This is a genomic window from Variovorax sp. KBW07, from assembly GCF_003852515.1.
In the GTDB taxonomy this organism is placed as follows: domain Bacteria; phylum Pseudomonadota; class Gammaproteobacteria; order Burkholderiales; family Burkholderiaceae_C; genus Variovorax.
In genome coordinates, this window is the sequence record NZ_QAJK01000109.1 from 1 (window position 1) to 18613 (window position 18613).

Genomic DNA, 18613 nt, shown 5'->3' on the forward strand with positions numbered 1-18613 from the left:
CACACCGTCGGCGTGGGCGTCGCCCCGATGAATCCGCTCCCTCTTCAACAGCAACGCAATGCAGCGCATCACGTTGCGCAGAAAAGCAGAGGCGTCAGGCAGAGTGGCTCTTGATCCACGCGACGTACTTGTCCATCCAGCCCTGCAGGAATTTTTTCGAGCCTTCGTTGCCGATGTGGCCCTTGTCGTCGAACAGGTCGTCCTTCGTCTGCAGGAACACTTCGGGCGCGCCCAGCGTCGGAACGTCCAGGTACGCCAGGATGTTGCGCAGGTGCTGTTGTGCCAGCGCCGTGCCGATGGCGCCGACCGAAATGCCCACCACGCCCGCAGGCTTGCCGCCCCAGGCGTTCTGGCCATACGGACGCGAGGCGTGGTCGATCGCGTTCTTCAGCACGCCCGGAATCGAGCGGTTGTATTCGGGCGTGACGAACAGCAGGCCCTGCGCCGCCGCGATTTCGCTCTTCAGGCGCTTCACCGCCGACGCCTGGTTGCCGTCGTCGTCCTGGTTGTAGAGCGGCAGATCGTCGATGCGCAGGTGCTCGAAGGTGAAGTCCGAGGGGGCCAGGTGGGCCAGCGCCAGGGCCAGCTTCTGGTTGTGCGATTCCTTGCGAAGGCTGCCGACGATGACGGCGATCCGGGTTTGGGCCATGGATGAACTCCTTGAAGAGGTGGGATGTTGAAGTAAATGACTGGCTGACCGTCTGGAAAGACGAACGCGATTATGCGAACCGCTCAAGACCTTTTCTGGAAAAGTTCTTGGCGGGCTCACCCGCCGATTTTTGCGCGCGCCGCGCCAGCCTGTTCGCCAACCGGTCAAGCCCGGTGCACAGCAGCCAGTAGATCGCGCCCACCAGCATGAAGATTTCCGCGGGGAAAACCATCGTGCGCGCATTCACCTGCGAAGCCACGAACGACAGCTCGCCCACGCCGACGATGTAGGCCAGCGAACTGTCTTTCACCAGCGTCACCCACTGGTTGATGAACGACGGCAGCATCATCCGCAGCGCCTGCGGCAGCACGATGAAACGCAGCGTGCCCCAGCGCGTGAGGCCGAGCGACAGGCCGGCGGCCCACTGCCCCGCGCCGATGCCGCGAATGCCCGCGTGCACCGCGTGCGCCAGGTAGGCACCGCCCACCAGCGACAGCGCGCACATCACTGACAACACACCCGGCACGCTGATGCCCAGCGCGAACGGCAAGAGAAAGTAGGTCCAGAAAATCAGCATCAGCACCGGAATCGCGCGGAAGAACCCGAGCACCAGCGTGAGCACGGTCTTCAGCGCACCCTGTGCGGTCGCCAGCCCGATGCCCCACGCCAGCCCCAGCACCGCCGAGGCGATGCCCGAGCCTGCACTGAGCAACACGGTCAGCGCCGCACCGCCGAGCTGCCCGCTGGGGAACGCGCCCCACAACAGGTACGGCAGGCTGTCCCACAGCGTCTCGATCATGGTTGCTGCCGTCATGCCGCCCTCCCCGGCACGGGCATCGACGATGCCTGCCGCCGCGCCGCCCACGCGGCCAGCACCTCGATGGCGCCGATGGTCACGATGTACAGCAAGGTCGCGAAGCCGAAGGCCTGGAAAGTCTTGAAGGTCTCGGCCTCCACCTGCCGCGAGGCATAAGACAGTTCGACCAGCCCCACGGCCATCGCGAGCGAGGTGTTCTTCACGATGTTCATGTACTGCCCCAGCAGCGGCGGCAAGGCGATGCGCAACGCCTGCGGCAGCACCACCTGTGCCAGCACCTGCGCACGCGTGAGGCCCAGCGCAAGCGCTGCCAGCGTCTGGCCCGCGGGCACGCCGCGAATGCCGGAGCGGATGTCCTCGCCCACGTAGGCGGCCGCATACAGCGTCAGCCCGACCAGCGCCGAGAGCATTTCGAACGACAGCACGTGGCCCGCGTAGAGCCACTCACGCACGGCCTCGGGCAGCACGCTGGGCGCACCGAAGTACCAGAAGAAAAGCTGTACCAGCAACGGCGTGTTGCGAAACAGCGAGACATACGCGCCCGTTGCGCGCAGCAAGGCGGGGCTGCTCGACGAGCGCCCCGCCGCAATCACGACGCCGAGCGCCGTGGCGCCCGCCGCCACCAGCAGCGAGGTCCACAGCGTCGTCAGCCAGCCGTCGAGCAGCCAGCGCAGGTAATGAGGCGCGAGCAGCTGCTCGCGCAACAGATCGATCAAGGCCGCATCGACCCCGTCAGTTGGCGGCAGCGGCAACGCGCTGGTCGCCGATCTTCAGCAGGCGCGGCAGCGGCGCCTTGCTTTCCGGGCCGAACCAGGCGTTGTAGATGGCCAGCGCGCGGCCGTTCTTCTCGCTGTCGACCAGCCAGGTGTTCAGCGCTTCGAGCAGGCGGGCCTCGCCCTTGGGCACGGCGGCGCCCAGGTATTCCTTCGACACGGTGATCGCCGGGATCTCGTACTTTTCCTTGTCGGGAATCGCATTCCACTGGGCCGTGAGCTTCACGCCGTCGTTGGTGATGGCCTGCACGTTGCCGTTGCGCAGCGCGGCCAGTGCAAAGGGTGAATCGTCGTACAGCACGACCTTGGCATCGGGGTAGTTCTTGCGCAGATTGGCTTCCATCGTCGTGCCCTTCTCGGTGCCGATGCGGATGTCCTTGATCTGGGCGGCGTCCTTCAGCACGCCCTTCTTCGCCAGGAACTGCTGGCCCACCAGGAAGTACGGCGTGGTGAAGTCGACCGCCTTGGCGCGCTCGTCGGTGATGGTGAAGCTCGCGAACACCACATCGACCTTGCCCGAGGTGAGCAGCGGGACGCGGTTGGCGGGGTTGGTCGGCACCAGCTCGATCTTCACGCCCAGGCTTTTCGCGAACTCGGTGGCCAGGTCGATGTCGTGGCCCACCTGCTTCTTGCTGGTGGCGTCGATGTAGCCGAAAGGCGGGTTGCCGTCGAACGCGGCCACGCGCAGCACGCCGGCCTTCTTGACGTCGTCGAGCCTGTCGGCCCATGCGGAACCACCAAAGGAAAGAAAGCCGGCGGCCAGCGCCAAGCTTGAAACGATGAATGTGCTGCTGCGGGTCATGCCTGCTCTTCGAAATATGGAAAGCCGCGACTCTAGGCATCGCATGCATTTGCGCCAACGAAGCAAATTCCGCTTGCATATGCACCTCTGACTTGCGCATGAGCAAATGAAAAAAGCGTCGTGGTGCAAAGGCAGAAGAACTTCTACATTCGCCGGCCTCGGGCCACTCTTCTTCTCTCTTTTCTCCAGTCCGCGCGCCTGCGCGGCCGCTCTTTCTCATGAACCCCATCCATCCGTTCACGCCCGCGCTGTCGCGGCGCCTGCTGCTTCGCGCCGGTGTCGGCGCCGCGGCCACCGCCGCCGTCGCGCCGCTCTTTGCTCAATCCGCTTCGTCCCGCGCCAAGACCTTGCGCATCGGCTACCAGAAGTTCAACACGCTCAACATCCTCAAGGGCACGGGCCAGCTTGAAAAGGCGCTCGAACCCGCGGGCGTGAAAGTCGAGTGGGCCGAGTTCCTGGGCGGCAGCCAGCTGTCGGAAGCACTGGCCGCCGGCGCCATCGACTTCGGCCATGCCTCCGACGGCATCGGCGTGTTCCAGCAGGCCAGCGGCAAGGGCCTGGTGTACCTCGCGGCGGAAAGCCCCTACCCCGGCGGCGTGGGTTTCCTGGTGCCGCGCGACTCGCCGATCCGCAGCGTGCGCGACCTGAAGGGCAAGCGCGTGGTAACCGGTCGCGGCTACAACACGCAGTACGTGCTGATCCGTGCGCTCGAAGCCGCGGGCCTGCGCTACGAAGACGTCGAGGCGGTGTACATCACCACCGCATCGGACACGGTGGCCGCCTATCAGTCGGGTAGCGTCGCGGCCATCGGCCTGTGGGACCCGTTCCTGGCCGGCGCGCAGGTTGCCACCGATTCGCGCCTGCTGTTCGACGGCACCGGCCTGAGCGGCAACCGCACCTACCACTTCGCGCAGCCCGGTTTTGCACGGGCCAACCAGGACATCTTGCGCACCGTGTTCGCCGAACTGCGCAAGGCCAACGAATGGGCGCAGGGGCATCCGGCCGACGTGGTGGCCACGCTGTCGCCACAGCTCAAGGTCGAGCCCAAGGTGCTGGCGCTCGCGACCGAACGGCGCCAATATGGCGTGGTTGCGCTCACGCCCGCCATTGCGAAGGAACAGCAAGGCCTGGCCGACGTGTTCGCGCAGCTCAAGCTCATTCCCAAGCCCATCGAGGTGAAGGACGCCTTCCTGGACCTGAACCTCGTCTGAAGCCTTCCTGATAAAGCGCACGCATCCGTGACCACGTCTTCCCACTACGACGTCATCGTCGTCGGCCTCGGCGCCCTTGGCGCGGCCACCCTCTACCAACTGTCGCAGCGCGGCGTGCGCGTGCTGGGCATCGACCAGTTCGCGCCGCCGCACGACCAGGGCTCCTCGCACGGCGACTCGCGCATCACGCGGCTGGCCGTCGGCGAAGGCGACGACTACGTGCCCTTCGTGCAGCGCTCGCACGCCATCTGGCGCGAGCTCGAAGCCCGCACCGGCAAGCCGCTGATGACCACTACCAGCGGCCTGATCCTGGCGCCGCGCGACCGCGTGGCCGAACACCACGGCAAGGCCGATTTCGTGCGCCGCACCATCGCCTGCGCCGAGCGCTTCGGCATCGCGCACGAGGTGCTCGACGCGGCCGGCATTCGCGCGCGCTTTCCGCAGTTCAACCTGCAGGGCGACGAAATCGGCTACCACGAGCGCGACGCCGGTTTCGTGCGGCCCGAAGACGCCATCGGCGCGCAGCTCGCCGTGGCCCGCGCCTCGGGCGCGCAGACCCGCACCGGCGAGCGCGTGCAGGCCGTCGAGCCGGTGGGCAATGGCGACACGGTGCGGGTTCGCACCGACACCGCCAGCTTCACGGCCGACCGCGTGGTGGTCGCTGCCGGCGCATGGCTGCCGGAGTTTCTCGGCCGGCAGGCCCGCGCCGACTGGCAGGCAAACTTTTCGGTGCACCGCCAAGTCATGCACTGGTTCGACGCGGGCAACGCCGCCGCCGACTTCGCGCCGGGCCGCTTTCCCATCTTCATCTGGATGTTCGGCGACGCGCAGGAAGACTACATGTACGGTTTTCCGGCCTCCGATCCGTCGCAACCCGCGCTCAAGGTCGCGACCGAGCAGTACGTCGATGCCACCACGCCAGACACCATCGACCGCACCGTGAGCCCCGAGGAAACGGCGGCGATGTACCGCAACCGCATCGCCGGCCGCTTTCCGCAAATCGACGGCCGCGCCCTCAAGGCGCGCGCCTGCATGTACACCGTCACGCCCGACCGCAGCTTCGTGATCGACGCGCTCGACGGCCTGCCGAGCGTGCTCATCGCCTCGGCCTGCTCGGGCCACGGTTTCAAGCACTCGGCCGGGCTGGGCGAAGCCATTGCCGAGCACGTGCTGGGCCGCGCCAGCTCGCACGGGCTCGATCTGCGGCCTTTTGGCCGACAACGGCTGCTCGGGGGCAAGGAAACCGCTTAGAGCAACCGCGCCCGATCCCGGGCATCATCGCTTCCGGTCTTCTTTGTTTCGATCCGGGAGCGATGCACGATGAGATTTCTGATGGTGGGTGCGGGTGCACTCGGTGGCTATTTCGGCGGTCGCCTGCTCGAGGCGGGGCGCGACGTCACCTTTCTGCTTCGTCCGCGCCGCGCGGCGCAGCTCGCGAAGACCGGGCTGGTCGTCCAGAGCCCGTTCGGCAACCTGCAATTGCCGGCGCCGGCCCATGTGCTGGCCGAAGACATCAAGGCGCCCTTCGACGTGGTCGTGGTCGGCAGCAAGGCCTACGACCTCGACGCGACCATGGATTCGTTCGCGCCCGCCGTGGGCCCGGACACCGTCATTCTTCCGCTGCTCAACGGCATGGGGCATATCGACCGGCTGGCCCAGCGCTTCGGCGCGGAGCGCGTTCTGGGCGGCCTGTGCATGATCTCCGCCACGCTGGACGACGAGGGCCGCGTGCTGCACCTGAACGACATGCACGGCCTGACCTACGGCGAGCGCGCCGGTGGCCGCTCGGCCCGCGTCGACGCCATCGCGGCCCAGTTCGAAGGCGCGAAGTTCAGCGCCACCGCCAGCGAAACCATCATGCAGGACATGTGGGAAAAGTGGGTCTTCATCGCCTCGGCGGCGGGCCTCACGAGCCTGATGCGCGCATCCATCGGCGACATCGTCGCGGCCGGCGGGCAAGACGTGGCGCTGTCGATCTTCGACGAGTGCTGCGCCATTGCCGCGCACAACGGCTTCGCGCCCCGCCCCACCGCCATCCAGCGTGGCCGCGCGATGGTCACCACCGCGGGCTCGCCGATGACGGCGTCGATGTACAAGGACATGGTGCGCGGCGCGCCCATCGAGGCCGACCACATCGTGGGCGATCTGCTCGGCCGCGCGCCACCGCGTGACGGCACAGCCACGCCGTCGGTGCTGCGCACGGCCTACGTCCACCTCAAGGCCTACGAAGCCCGGCGCGCCCGCGAGGCCGGCTGAGCCACGACGACGACAAAAAACAAACGACAACACCATGGCCGAGACGCTTTCATTTCTCCATACGGCGCAGGTGCATGTGCAGACCTTCGGCGAACTCGCCCGCGAAATAGCGCCCGACCTGAACGTCCAGCACCTGGTCATGGAAGACCTGCTGGCCGACGCCCGCACCCTGGGCATCACCAACGCCGGCCTCGTCACGCGCGTGCACGAGGCCATGCGCGAAGCCGCCTCCGACGGCGCGCCGGTGGTCGTGTGCACCTGCTCCACCATTGGCGGCATCGCCGAGAAAACCGCCACCGGCGGCGCCTTTTCAGCCTTGCGCATCGACCGTGCCATGGCCGACCGCGCCGTGCGCAGCGGACCGCGCGTGCTGATTGCCGCGGCCGTCGAAAGCACGCTCGACCCGACCCTGTCGCTGGTTCTTTCCGCGGCCACGCAGGCGGGTGTCGGCATCCGGGCGAGCACCCTGCTGATCGAAGACGCCTGGGCGTACTTCCAGGTCGGCGACACCGCGCGCTATGTGGCGATGCTGGCCGACTCGATCCGCGCCGCCGCCGCCGGCGCCACCGACGTGATCGTGCTGGCGCAGGCGTCGATGGCCCCGGTGACGCCTTTGCTCGCGGACCTTGGCATCGAGGTGCTCAGCAGCCCCCAGTTGGGCGTGGCGCATGCCGTGGCCACGCTGCGCGCCTCGGGCACGGCATGGGCTTCGGGCAGCGCGGGCATGTCGGGCTGGTAGCCCTTAGAGAGTCGCTACAGCAAGAACACCGACGCAAGCACCATCAGAGGGGAAAGAAGAACCAGGGTGGCGACGATTGCCAACGCGCGCTTCGTCCACTTCAGGGCCGGGCTTCGCTGCGCGGTACAGGCTTCCCACCACAGCGTGGCGGTCGCAACGACCTGGATGCCGAAGTGCCACGCCAGTGCGCGGTACAGGCAACTCAGCGCCCAGGCGCCGCACCCGACAGATCCGCCATAGCCGTTGTAGCTCCAGACGGCTATGGCAAGCCCGAGGCCGACCAGCACCACGCCGATGGCGGTTCTCGACGGCAATGCGGCCATTCCCCTAGTCCGACTTCAGGATCGTCTCGCCCTTCAGCGCGCCCATGTCCCGCGTGTTGAAGCGGTGGCGCTTCCAGCCGGCCACGGTGCGGCGCAGGTTGGCGATCGAGATGCCGTAGTACAGCACCTTGAACATGCGCAGCGCGCCCCACATCGGCGTGCCCTTGTAGATGTCGCCGGCCAGCAGGGACATCAGCGCTTCCTTCACGCGGAACGGATTGCCCGGGTGCATGAACATGTCGCGGATGGTCGGGTTGGTCACGCGGTAGATGAACCACGAATACTCGCGCGGTCCCTTGCGCATCATGGCTTCGAAGGCCTGGCGCGCCGCCGCCAGCTCCTTCGGCTGATCGAGCGCGGTGGCTACAAGCTCGGCGCCATCGAAGGCGCTGTGCATCGCCAGGTACACGCCCGACGAGAACATCGGGTCGATGAAGGTGAAGGCGTCGCCCAGCAGCAGGTAGCGGTCGCCGGTGGCGTGCGTGCTCGAGTACGAGAAATTGCCGGTGGCATGCACCGCGTCGTCGACCAGCGTGGCGTTCTTCAGGCGGTCCACCAGCACCGGGCAGGTCGCGATGGTGTCGTAGAAAAATTCCTTCAGCGGCTTGTCGCGCGTCTTCAGATAGTACGGCCAGCACACCGCACCCACGCTGGTGGTGCCATCGGCCAGCGGAATGAACCAGAACCAGCCGTGCGGGAACCAGCAGATGCTGATGTTCCCTTCCTTCTTGCCTTCGAGCCGCTCGGCGCTCGTGAAGTGGCCGAACAGCGCGGTGCTGTTGTGGTCGGGGTTCTTTTCCTTGCAGCGGAATTTGTTGGCCAGCAGCGTGTCGCGGCCCGTGGCATCGACCACGAAGCGGGCGCGCCAGTTGCGCCCGGCGCCATCGTCCATCTTGGCTTGCACCGTGGCGCCGTCGGCATCGAACGCCACATCGCGCACCTTGCAGCCTTCGATGGCCTGCGCGCCGCGCGTGGCCGCGTTGCGGAACAGCATCTCGTCGAGCTCCGAGCGGCGCACCTGCCAAGCCGAGTCGAGCGACTTGTCCCAGCCTTCGGCAAACTCCACGTAGCTGCGGTGCTCATGCTCGGGCGAGACGAACTCGATGCCGAACTTGGGCATGCCGATCTTCTCGACCTGGTCGCGCACGCCGAGCTTTTCGAACAGCTCGACATTCGCCGGCAACAGTGACTCGCCGATATGAAAGCGCGGGTGGTGCTCTTTCTCGAGCAGCACGACCTTGCGGCCTTGTTGTGCCAGCAGCGCGGCAATGGTGGAACCGGCGGGGCCGCCACCGATCACGAGCACGTCGCAGGATTCGTCGGCATTCAGGTTGGCTTGTGAGGCTTCGGTCGAAGGCATTCAGGCTACATAACGTTGTTAACAATTACGCAGCATAACGCCCCTCCCCGCCAATGCCCTCCCCGGGGCCGCTTCAGCTCAACCTGGCGCCGCGGTTGCCCGTGTGTAGTCCGCAGCCGGTCCCGAAGGCGGCGTCAGCGCCGCAGCGGAGGCCCAGTCGGTGGGTGTCGGCGACAGCTTGTAGGTGAGCGTTCCGCCGTCCTTGATCCTGTCCACCGGCAGCCACGAGCCTGCGTAGGCGGTGCCGTTGAACTTCATCTCGCTGATGTAGCGCACGTCGTCGAGCAGCGCCTGCCGGTCGGCTTCGATGCGAAGCTTCTTGCCATTGCCCAGCCACAGCGTCATGCCCGAGAACTGCGGTGTCGAGACGGCCAGGCCCGGTGCCGACGGAATCGCCGGATAGAGTCCCATCGCCGCCCACACGAACCAGCCCGAGGTTGCGCCCATGTCGTCGTTGCCCGGGAGACCGCCGGCTTCGAGCGAGAAGTTCTTTCGCAGGATGACCGGGATGATGTACTGCGCGTACTTCGCCGAGCCGAGCCAGTTGTAGGCCCATGGCGTCTGGAAGGCCGGCTCGTTGCCGATGTAGTAGCGACTGGAGCCTTCGCCGCCGTTCAGGTCCTGCCCGGTGGGTTCGCGGCCGGTGAACGGGTTCTTGTCGTCCAGCGTGAACAGCTGGCCGAGCCGCTTGAGGGCACCGTCCTTCCCGCCGAGCTTGTCGGTGAGGCGCGTCCAGTCGTAAGCGAAGGTCCAGATGTAGTTCTCTTCGGTCGACTCATGAAAATCGCCCTCCCCGTCCCACGTGCCGTCGGCGGCTTTCGATGCCAGCGACCTGCTGCTTTCGTCGAAGATGTTCCGCCAGTTGCCGGCCCGCTCGAACGCCTTCTGTATCACGCTCTGGTCCGCAGCCCGGGTGTCGGGAAGCGCATCGAGGAACGCACCGACCGAGCGGTCCGTGGTCATTGCTTCGAGGGTGGTCGACGTGGGATGGTCGTAGCCCCGGTCCGAAGGGATCCAGCCCAGGCTGATGTAGTCGGCACGGCTGTTGTCCGACTTGGCGATCGCGAACTTGTCGTTGCACTGGCTGTTCTTGTCGCCGACCGACTGGAGCATGAATTTGCGAGCCATTTCCAGGTCGAATTTCTTCGCTCCGAAGAGGTAGGAGCCCGCGACCACCGTGGGTGCATGGTCGCCGTTCATCGGCGTGGTGTCCTCGCTGCCGTCCACCCAATGCGGGAAGGCACCGCACTGCTGCGCGTCGGCCACCAGCGACTGCATCATTTCGCTGGCTTCGTCCGGTGCAATCAGCGCCAGCAGCTGGGCCTGGCTGCGGTAGGTGTCCCACATCGAGAAGCCGCTGTAGTGGGTCTTGTAGCCCGCGTCTTTTCCGTCGACCTTGAACCTGTAGTTGGCGACGTTCTCGTTCGTCCTGTCGGGCAGAACAGCGTTGCTCTGCTTGATGTCGACCTGTTTCATGCTGCGGTAGTCCCCATTGACGTCGCTGTAGACGGTCGGGCCGCTGTAGACGCGGTAGAGGGCCGTGTAGAACTTCGTCAGGTTGGCGATGGCCTCGTTCTTCTTCTTCTTCGCATCCACCTTGTCGATTTCGCCGGGCTTCGCAAGATCGAGCTGCACGACATTGAGGCGGCTGTTCCAGTTCTTCTCGGCTGTTGCCCTGGTTGCGCTGAAAGACCAGTCTGCGTTTTCAGACTCGAGGTTCTTCTGGGCATTGGCGGTGCTGACCGAGGAGATGCCGACCTTGACCTGCACCGTCAGGTCCGCGGTCCCCAGATCGAACTGTAAAACCGCCGCCTTGCCGGAGATGGCTGAACTGGCCTTGAGTGGCTTGTCGAAGCTCGCGTAGTAGTAGACGGGCTGCTTCCACGTGCCCCCGCAGAACTCGTTCGCGACGGCCTTGCCAGAGACGGACTTGCGGTCCGCGCTCAACGCGATCTCGGTCAGCTCGGGATAGGACACACCGCCCTGGTTGGGATTGTTGCGGGCGGAGTCGATGACGAGGTAGGCCTTGTCCTTGTCCGCATAGCTGATCTTCGCCATGCCGGTGCGCGTGGTCGCGGTCAGCTCGCTCGTGATACCGTTGTCGAACTTCACCTTGTAGTAGCCGGGTGCGGCCGACTGGTTCGCCTTCGTGTAGCTCAGGCCGCCTGAAGGAATGCCGCCGCTCGCGTTGTTCGGCAGGATGGCCACCGCGCCTTGCCCTCTGCAGCCAGGACCGTTGAGGTGGGTCATGCTGAAGTAGCGGATGCTCGTGTCGCCGTAGTAGTAACCGCCAGAACCATCGCCCCATGGCTGTCCGCTGCCGTCGGTCTCGGGCCCGAAGCTCACCATGCCGAAGGGCGTCTGGGCACCCGGATTGACGTTGCCGGAATGGCCGCTCCCGGTGTCGGAGATCTTCGTGCCGACGAACAGGTTGACGTACGTCTTCAACGATTCGATGTCGACCCGTTTCTCCTGCTTCGGCACGAGGTCCGGTGTGCCGTCGTTCGATGCCGTCGTTGTGCCGGTGGTCGTTGTGCCGGTGGTCGTTGCGCCGGTCGTGTCTGTCGCCGTAGGTATCGGGACTGAAAAGCCCCCTGAACTGCCGCCGCCACACGCCGTCAATACCGACGCGGCGATCAGCCCCGCCGCCAGGTTCCTGCATGCGTTCTTCTTTTCCATGTTGTCTCCCTTGCTGCTTGCACATCGCCCCGGGGGTCGGAGCGCCGAGCGGCCGCAGTGTATGTACGCCCCCTGTGCCAGCGCGCTTGTGATTTCCCGGACAGAACACGGCGTTGGCAGCGCAACAAGCTAGCGATTTGCGCAAGGTCTGCTAAGCAGCGACGGCCGGCTCGCGGCACACTGGCGGCCATGAAAACCCGGCGTGCCGAGCAGAACTACAGACAACGCGTGGCATGCGTCGTGGCGGCCATCGTGGCCGATCCGATGGCCGAGCACCGGCTCGAAGACCTGGCGCGCCTGGCGCATTTCTCGCCATTCCACTTTCACCGCGTCTACAGCAGCATTGCCGGAGAAACCGTGGCGACCACCGTGCGCCGCGTGCGGCTGGCGCTGGCCACGCGACTGCTGCAGGAGGGCCGGCAGAGCATCACGCAGGTGGCGATGGCGACGGGCTACGACAGCCCGCAGGCCTTCACGCGCGCCTTCGGCCAGTTCACCGGCCAATCCCCGCGCGACTTCCAGCAGCAGATGCAAAGCATCGCGCTGGATGGGGGTGCAGTCGCTGTCTCGCCGGTGCGCATCATCGAGCGGCCCGCACAGCAGGTGCGCGCGCTTCGCCACCAGGGGCCGCCTTCCACCATTCCCCACACGCAGCGGCTGCTGCGCGTACATGCCGGAGAACGGGCCGTGTCGCAGTGGCTGGGCATCTCTTCGGGCGACCCCGAGGACCCGGAAGATTTCAGGTACTACGCCGCGGCGGCATCGATCGCACCATGGCCTGTGGATGCGGACATCGGGATGCTCGAGATACCCGCCGGGCGCTATGCATTGCATTGCCTGGCCGGCCCCTATGCCCGCATCAACGCGGCAATCAACACGCTCTACGCGAGATGGCTTCCTGGCAGCGGCTACGAGCCCGACGACCGGCCCGTGCTGGAGCATTACCTGAACTCGCCACGCAAGGTCTCGCAGGCCGAATTACGCACCGACCTGCTCATTCCGATTCGCGCTGCGCACTGACCACTCCACCTCATCGACTTGTACATCCATGTCTCTTCGCTCCATCGTCCTTTGCGCCGCCTCCTGTCTTTCGATCACGCTGGCGCAGGCCGCCGGCCTCGGCTTCATCGAGGTGCCGGCCGACGCGGCCGGGCCCGCGCTGCGGGGCGCCGTCTGGTATCCCTGCGATGCGCCGACCGCCCCTGTCGCGTTCGGACCGCTCATCACCCTCCAGGTCGCAAAAGACTGTCCCGCCAAGTCCGGCCAGTGGCCGCTGGTCGTGATGTCGCACGGCGCGGGCGGCTCGTTTCTCGGCCACCGCGACACGGCCGCAGCGCTGGCGGATGCCGGCTTCGTGGTGGCCGCGATCAACCATTCGGGCGACAACTTCGAGGACATGGCCCGGCACGGGGATGTCTCGGTTTTCATCAGCCGGCCGATGGACATGAGGCGGCTCGTCGACCACATGCTGCGCCAGTGGCCCGAGCGGATCGTGCCCGGCCAGGTCGGCTTCTTCGGTTTTTCGCGGGGCGGCTACACCGGGCTCGCGCTCGCCGGCGCCGTTCCCGATTTCCGCTCCGGCATGACCTGGTGCGCGAAGGACTCCAAGGTCCCCATGTGCGTGCAGGCCCGCCGGAATGAACTCCCGGCCGAGCCGCCCGTGCGCGACGACCGCATCAAGGCCGCGGTGATTGCCGATCCGCTGAGCTTCTTCGATGCCGAAGGCTTGAAGAACGTGAAGATCCCGATCCAGCTCTGGGCATCCGAGCGCGGCGGCGACGGCGTGCTGCCCGCGCGCGTGGAGATCGTGCGGCGCGGCCTCCCCTCGCCGCCCGACTTCCGGGTGCCGGCCAACTCGGCGCATTTCGCCTTTCTCGCGCCCTGCTCCGAGGCAATGACGCAGGCATTTGCCGAGATCTGCAAGGACACCGGAGGGTTCGACCGCGTGGCATTTCACGCACAGTTGAATGCCGAGGTGACGGCCTTCTTCAGGCAGCACCTCGCCCCGGCTTCGAAGCCCTGATTCGGTTCAGCCCGCGCGCCGCTGCCCCGCGAGCCGCCGCACCACCGTCACCAACCGGTCGATTTCGTCGAAGGTGTTGTAGAACGCCAGCGACGGCCGCACCGTGGTCTCGACGCCGAAGCGCCGCAAAATCGGCTGCGCGCAATGGTGCCCCGTGCGCACCGCGATGCCTTCTTCGTTCAGCGCATGGCCCACCTCTTCGGTGCTGTAGCCATCGAGCACGAAGGACATCACGCTGGCCTTGTCGGCCGCGGTGCCGATCAGCCGCACACCCGAAATTGCACCGAGTTGCGCCATGCCGTACACCAGCAGGTCGTGCTCGTAGCGCGCAATGTTCTCGATGCCGACCTTGTTGACGTAGTCGATGGCGGCACCCAGGCCTACTGCATCGGCGATGTTGCCGGTGCCGGCCTCGAACTTGTTCGGGATCGGCTGGAACACGGTCTTCTCGAAGGTGACGTCGGCAATCATGTTGCCACCGCCCTGCCACGGCGGCATGTCTTCGAGCACTTCGCGCTTGCCCCAGACCACGCCGATGCCGGTCGGGCCGAACACCTTGTGGCCGGAGAACACGAAGAAGTCGGCACCGATGTCCTGCACGTCGACGCGCATGTGCGAAACCGACTGAGCGCCGTCGACCAGCGCCTTCGCGCCTGCCCGATGCGCCAGTTCGACGATCTCTTTCACCGGCACCACGGTGCCGAGCGCATTCGAGACCTGAGTGACGGCGACGATCTTCGTGCGGTCGTTCAGCAGCTTGCGGTATTCGTCGAGCAGCACCTGGCCCGAATCATCCACCGGGATCACGCGCAGCTTCGCACCCTTGGCGGCGGCGAGCTGCTGCCACGGCACGATGTTGGCGTGGTGCTCGAGATTCGAGACGATGATCTCGTCGCCCTCGCCCACGTGCTGTCCGCCCCAACTCTTGGCCACGAGGTTGATGGCCTCGGTGGTGCCACGCACGAAGATCACTTCTTCGACTTCGGGCGCGTTGATGAACTTGCGCACACGCTCGCGTGCGCCTTCGTAGGCATCGGTCGCACGCGCGGCCAGCTCATGCGCGGCACGATGGATGTTCGAGTTCTCGTGCGCGTAGAAATACGCGATGCGGTCGATGACCGATTGCGGCTTGTGCGTGGTGGCCGCGTTGTCGAACCACACGAGCTGCCTGCCGTTCACGCGCTCCTGCAGGATCGGGAAGTCGCGGCGAATGGCGTTGACGTCGAACGGCGGATGCTGGCCGCTGCCGGCCAACGGCACCGCGTCGGGGCCACGCGGATCGGCCTTGGCCGGCGTGACGAAGCCGCTGGGCAGCCGCACCGCGTCGACGAAATAGAACTGCGGTTTGTCACCCCCCTGCACCTGGGATTGGCTCCCTCGGCCCTCCGGGGAGAGGGTCGGGGTGAGGGGCTGCGGCGATGGAACGCCGGCAAATGATTGAACGCCCCTGCCCTCACCCCAGCCCTCTCCCGCATGCGGGAGAGGGGGCAAGGCCACAGCGGGAGCACCCGCCGACGGATGCCCGTAGCTGTTGTTCAGGAAGTAGAACGGCGATGCCGCCGCCTGCGGCGCGGACGACGAAGCAGGCGCGTTGGCCTGTTGCGGCACGCCCAGCACCGTGCCTCCAAGACGCGGCTCGAAGGCCGGCGCCACGGACAACACGTTGTCCGGCACGCCATTGCCCGCCACCGCGTGCGGCAGCAAGGCCGGTGCACGATTGGCAAGCGATGGCAGCTGCGTCGGCGACGCGGGCAGCACATTGGCGCCCGGGATCTGCCCTTGCGGAATCGGCGTGCCCGGCACGCTCGGGCCGAAGCCGGCGGGGCTCACGAGCGGCGAGCCCGGCGGCGCGATGTTGGCGGGGAACTGCGCGCCCGGCACCAGCCCGCTGGCCACGCCGGGAAGCGAGGTGAGTGACGTGGGCGGCGTGCCCGGCCGCTCGGAGAACATGGCACTGGCCATGCGCGCGAGGATGGCCGGATCGAACGGTGCCTCGCCCGGAATCGTTGGTGTTGTGCTCACCGCGGCTTCTTCTTACTTGTAGGTGTCGGGATAGTCGTGGTACTTGCCGATCTCCACGTCGTCGAGCACCGCCAGCGCGTCGGTGGTCAGCACCGCGAGCGAGCAATACAGCGAGATCAGGTAGGAGGCAATCGCGTGGTTGTTGATGCCCATGAAGCGCACCGACAGCCCCGGGCTCTGCTCGCCCGACAGGCCCGGCTGGAACAGGCCCACCACGCCCTGGCGCTTGTCGCCCACGCGCAGCAGCAGGATCTTGCTCTTGCCATCGGCCACCGGCACCTTGTTCGACGGAATCAGCGGAATGCCGCGCCAGGTGATGAACTGCGAACCGAACAGGCTCACCGTAGGCGGCGGCGTGCCGCGGCGCGTGGCTTCGCGGCCGAAGGCGGCAATGGCCAGCGGGTGCGTGAGAAAGAACGCGGGCTCTTTCCAGACCTTGGTCAACAGCTCGTCGAGGTCGTCCGGCGTGGGCGCGCCGGTCAGCGGGAAGATGCGCTGCTCTTCGCTCACCTGGGCCAGCAGGCCGTAGTCGGGGTTGTTGATGAGCTCGCTTTCCTGGTTTTCCTTGATCGTCTCGATCGTCAGGCGCAGCTGTTCCTTGATCTGGTCATGCGGGCTGCTGTACAGGTCGGAGATGCGGGTGTGCACGTCGAGCACGGTGCTCACGGCGTTCAGGTAATGCTCGCGCGGGTTTTCTTCGTAGTCGACGAAGGTGCGCGGCAGCTGGTTCTCTTCTTCGCGCGAGGTGCAGGTGACCTTGATCGACTCGGGGTTCTTGACCTTGTTGACGCGGTAGATGCCCGCCTCCACCGGCACCCATTGCAGCAGGTGCGTCAGCCAGCGCGGGCTGATGGTCTCGAGCTGGGGAACTGTCTTGGTGGCATTGGCTAGCTGGCGTGCGGCGTTGTCGCCAAGGGCGGTGGTACCACCGACTGTTGCGCTCATGGATCAGGGCTCCGTGGATTGATGATGGGAAAGAAACAAGTGGCCGCAGTGTCCGGCGGCCAAGGGTTTCCCCTCAACAGGCTATAGCCGCCAAGTTGATCCGCCGTGCAAGGCGCGACTGCTCCAGTTGCTCGCAACGCATCAGCAGCCCGACCATGTTGATGCCCAGCGCGGTGGCCAGCTTCTGCGCCGTGACGATCGAGGGAATGACGCGCCCACGCTCGATCTCGCCCACGTAGGAGCGGTTCAGATCGGAACGCTCCGCCAGCTCTTCCTGCGACCAGCCCTTGCCCTCGCGCAACTGGCGCACCGTGACGCCGAAGTCTTCGACAAACGCCTTCATGCCCCACCTGCCTTCGGTGCGTTCTGCAGGCTGGCCTGCGTGACGCTCGCGCCGGGCGGCACGTCGTCGGTAATCCAGACATTGCCGCCGATGACGGCGCCCTTGCCCAGCGTGACGCGCCCGAGGATGGTCGCGCCGGCGTAGATGACCACGTCGTCCTCCACCACCGGATGCCGCGGCAGGCCCTTCTGCAGGTTGCCTTCGGTGTCGGTCGGAAAGCGCTTGGCCCCCAGCGTGACGGCCTGGTAGAGCCGCACGCGCTTGCCGATGACGGCGGTTTCGCCGATCACGACACCCGTGCCATGGTCGATGAAGAAACCCGCATCGATCTGCGCCCCCGGATGAATGTCGATGCCCGTCTGCCCGTGTGCCTGCTCGGCGACGATGCGCGCCAGCAGCGGCAGGCCGAGCGTGTAGAGCCGATGCGCGAGCCGGTGGTGGATCATCGCGAGCACGCCGGGATAGCACAGCAGCACTTCGTCGACGCTGCGCGCGGCCGGGTCGCCCTGATAGGCGGCGAGCACGTCGCTGTCGAGCAGCCGGCGCAGGTCTGGCAGCGCATTGGCGAACTGGCGCACCGCTTCGGTCGCGGCTTCGTCGATGTCGCTCGCGGAGCGCGGCTCGTGCCGCGCGTTGAAATTGAGTTCAAGCCGCGCCTGCACCAGCAGCCCCTGCAGCGCTGCGTCGAGCGTGTGGCCGACGTAGAAGTCTTCGCTCTCGTGACGCAGGTCGGGCGGCCCGAGCCGCATGGGAAAGAGCGCGCCCTTCAGCGACTCGACGATTTGCGTCAGCGCATCGCGCGACGGAAACTCGCGCGCACCCGGTTCACGCGATCGGCGCTGCGAATCGCGCCACTCGTCGCGCACGCCATGCAGCGCGCGCACGATGTCGCTTACCTCGAAATGGGCCATGTGTTTTTCCTCCCCGGAAAAGTCGGTTCGTTGGGTCAATCAGTCCTGCACCCAAGGCAGCTTGTGGAAGCGCCACCCATCGGCGGCGCCGCGGTGTTGTCTCTCATCGATCTCGCCCTCGAAGCCTTCGAGCACGTTGAAGACGTTGGTGAAGCCGGCCTTGGCAGCGGCCTCGGCGGCCAGCGCGGAACGCTTGCCACTGCGGCACAGCAGCAGCGCCACGGCCTCCTTGCCGCCCTCTTTCGCAAGCTTGGCCTCGAGTTCGCGCACGAAGCGCGGATTGCGTGTGAGCGCGGTGCCGGTGGCCCATGCCACATGCAGGCTTTCGGGCACGTGCCCGACGAACTTGCGTTCCTCGCCGGAGCGCACGTCGACCAGCACGGCCTGGCCCTTCTGGACAAGATCCCAGGCCACTGGCGGGGTAACGCCCCCTGCGTAGGGCCAATTGGCTTCGGCAGCCTTGGCGCGCGCCTGCTCCAGTGCTTCGGGCAAGACGAGGTCTTCAACTTCCACTGACATGCTGTGAGGCTCCTGTTGTACGTTGCTTCTGTCCATCGAGCGTGATGGCGATAACCACCACTGTAGGAGCGCGACCGGGAACCTCAAACAACTGAAAAGTCGATTCCTAACAACCGGGCGTTGTATAGACGCGTGTCGGCTTCCTTTTGACCGGTGCTCGGTCACCTTTGTTGCGGGTGCGGCTTGTTTTTAGTGCTGCTGTTTGAAGCGGGTTCATTCGTTGTGCGTGCACAGGACACCG

General features: G+C 66.2%; 18 protein-coding genes. 6 read left to right on the plus strand and 12 right to left on the minus strand.

Going from position 1 to position 18613, the window contains the following annotated elements; all coding sequences use genetic code 11:
- Positions 1 to 94: 94 nt before the first annotated feature.
- From DBV14_RS21375 to DBV14_RS21390, 4 genes are all read right to left on the minus strand, one after another.
- The gene (locus tag DBV14_RS21375; RefSeq protein ID WP_124461834.1) at positions 95 to 649 is read right to left on the minus strand and encodes an NADPH-dependent FMN reductase; all 555 of its coding nucleotides are present in this window, start codon (positions 647 to 649) and stop codon (positions 95 to 97) included.
- A 70-nt stretch (positions 650 to 719) separates the two neighbouring features.
- Positions 720 to 1463, minus strand: coding sequence for an amino acid ABC transporter permease (locus tag DBV14_RS21380; protein ID WP_260397164.1), 744 nt, complete (start codon positions 1461 to 1463; stop codon positions 720 to 722).
- Positions 1460 to 2173 (minus strand): amino acid ABC transporter permease, encoded by a 714-nt coding sequence (locus tag DBV14_RS21385; protein ID WP_124461861.1) that lies wholly within the window; start codon positions 2171 to 2173, stop codon positions 1460 to 1462. The genes DBV14_RS21380 and DBV14_RS21385 overlap by 4 nt, the downstream gene beginning before the upstream one ends.
- 25 nt (positions 2174 to 2198) lie before the next feature.
- The gene (locus DBV14_RS21390) at positions 2199 to 3041 is read right to left on the minus strand and encodes a transporter substrate-binding domain-containing protein (RefSeq protein ID WP_124461836.1); all 843 of its coding nucleotides are present in this window, start codon (positions 3039 to 3041) and stop codon (positions 2199 to 2201) included.
- Positions 3042 to 3259: 218 nt separating this feature from the next.
- Between DBV14_RS21390 and DBV14_RS21395 the strand changes: the two genes are divergently transcribed.
- From DBV14_RS21395 to DBV14_RS21410, 4 genes are all read left to right on the plus strand, one after another.
- A complete protein-coding gene (locus DBV14_RS21395) occupies positions 3260 to 4252 on the plus strand; it encodes an aliphatic sulfonate ABC transporter substrate-binding protein (RefSeq protein ID WP_124461838.1) in 993 nt (330 codons plus the stop codon).
- Between the two features lie 27 nt (positions 4253 to 4279).
- Positions 4280 to 5503 (plus strand): N-methyl-L-tryptophan oxidase, encoded by a 1224-nt coding sequence (gene solA, locus DBV14_RS21400; protein WP_124461840.1) that lies wholly within the window; start codon positions 4280 to 4282, stop codon positions 5501 to 5503.
- A gap of 69 nt (positions 5504 to 5572) precedes the next feature.
- Complete coding sequence (panE, locus tag DBV14_RS21405; protein WP_124461842.1) at positions 5573 to 6508, plus strand: 2-dehydropantoate 2-reductase; 936 nt, start codon at positions 5573 to 5575, stop codon at positions 6506 to 6508.
- Positions 6509 to 6542: 34 nt separating this feature from the next.
- Positions 6543 to 7247 carry an Asp/Glu/hydantoin racemase gene (locus tag DBV14_RS21410; protein ID WP_124461844.1) on the plus strand — a complete coding sequence of 235 codons (705 nt, stop codon included), beginning with the start codon at positions 6543 to 6545 and terminating at the stop codon, positions 7245 to 7247.
- A 14-nt stretch (positions 7248 to 7261) separates the two neighbouring features.
- Here the strand turns inward: DBV14_RS21410 and DBV14_RS21415 are convergent, their stop codons facing one another.
- From DBV14_RS21415 to DBV14_RS21425, 3 genes are all read right to left on the minus strand, one after another.
- Entirely contained in the window at positions 7262 to 7561 is a 300-nt protein-coding gene (locus tag DBV14_RS21415) for a hypothetical protein (protein WP_124461846.1), read from the minus strand.
- Positions 7562 to 7574: 13 nt separating this feature from the next.
- Positions 7575 to 8930 (minus strand): NAD(P)/FAD-dependent oxidoreductase, encoded by a 1356-nt coding sequence (locus DBV14_RS21420; protein ID WP_124461848.1) that lies wholly within the window; start codon positions 8928 to 8930, stop codon positions 7575 to 7577.
- A 78-nt stretch (positions 8931 to 9008) separates the two neighbouring features.
- Positions 9009 to 11609, minus strand: coding sequence for a GH92 family glycosyl hydrolase (locus DBV14_RS21425; protein WP_124461849.1), 2601 nt, complete (start codon positions 11607 to 11609; stop codon positions 9009 to 9011).
- Positions 11610 to 11798: 189 nt separating this feature from the next.
- On the opposite strand from DBV14_RS21425, the gene DBV14_RS21430 reads away from it, so the two are divergent.
- Both DBV14_RS21430 and DBV14_RS21435 read left to right on the plus strand, forming a co-directional pair.
- Entirely contained in the window at positions 11799 to 12629 is an 831-nt protein-coding gene (locus tag DBV14_RS21430) for a GyrI-like domain-containing protein (protein ID WP_124461851.1), read from the plus strand.
- Between the two features lie 28 nt (positions 12630 to 12657).
- Positions 12658 to 13632, plus strand: coding sequence for an alpha/beta hydrolase (locus tag DBV14_RS21435; RefSeq protein WP_124461853.1), 975 nt, complete (start codon positions 12658 to 12660; stop codon positions 13630 to 13632).
- Between the two features lie 6 nt (positions 13633 to 13638).
- Here the strand turns inward: DBV14_RS21435 and DBV14_RS21440 are convergent, their stop codons facing one another.
- The 5 genes from DBV14_RS21440 to DBV14_RS21460 all read right to left on the minus strand — a co-directional run bounded on the left by DBV14_RS21440 (position 13639) and on the right by DBV14_RS21460 (position 18372).
- A complete protein-coding gene (locus DBV14_RS21440; protein WP_260397167.1) occupies positions 13639 to 15594 on the minus strand; it encodes a family 2A encapsulin nanocompartment cargo protein cysteine desulfurase in 1956 nt (651 codons plus the stop codon).
- 72 nt (positions 15595 to 15666) lie between these two features.
- On the minus strand, positions 15667 to 16599 hold the full coding sequence (locus tag DBV14_RS21445; RefSeq protein WP_042579703.1) for a family 2A encapsulin nanocompartment shell protein: 933 nt from the start codon (positions 16597 to 16599) through the stop codon (positions 15667 to 15669).
- A gap of 73 nt (positions 16600 to 16672) precedes the next feature.
- Positions 16673 to 16942, minus strand: coding sequence for a helix-turn-helix transcriptional regulator (locus tag DBV14_RS21450; RefSeq protein WP_093240461.1), 270 nt, complete (start codon positions 16940 to 16942; stop codon positions 16673 to 16675).
- On the minus strand, positions 16939 to 17853 hold the full coding sequence (gene epsC / locus DBV14_RS21455) for a serine O-acetyltransferase EpsC (protein ID WP_124461855.1): 915 nt from the start codon (positions 17851 to 17853) through the stop codon (positions 16939 to 16941). The genes DBV14_RS21450 and epsC overlap by 4 nt, the downstream gene beginning before the upstream one ends.
- 39 nt (positions 17854 to 17892) lie before the next feature.
- Positions 17893 to 18372: a rhodanese-like domain-containing protein gene (locus DBV14_RS21460; RefSeq protein ID WP_124461857.1), complete on the minus strand. Its 480-nt coding sequence runs from the start codon at positions 18370 to 18372 to the stop codon at positions 17893 to 17895.
- Positions 18373 to 18613 lie beyond the last annotated feature (241 nt).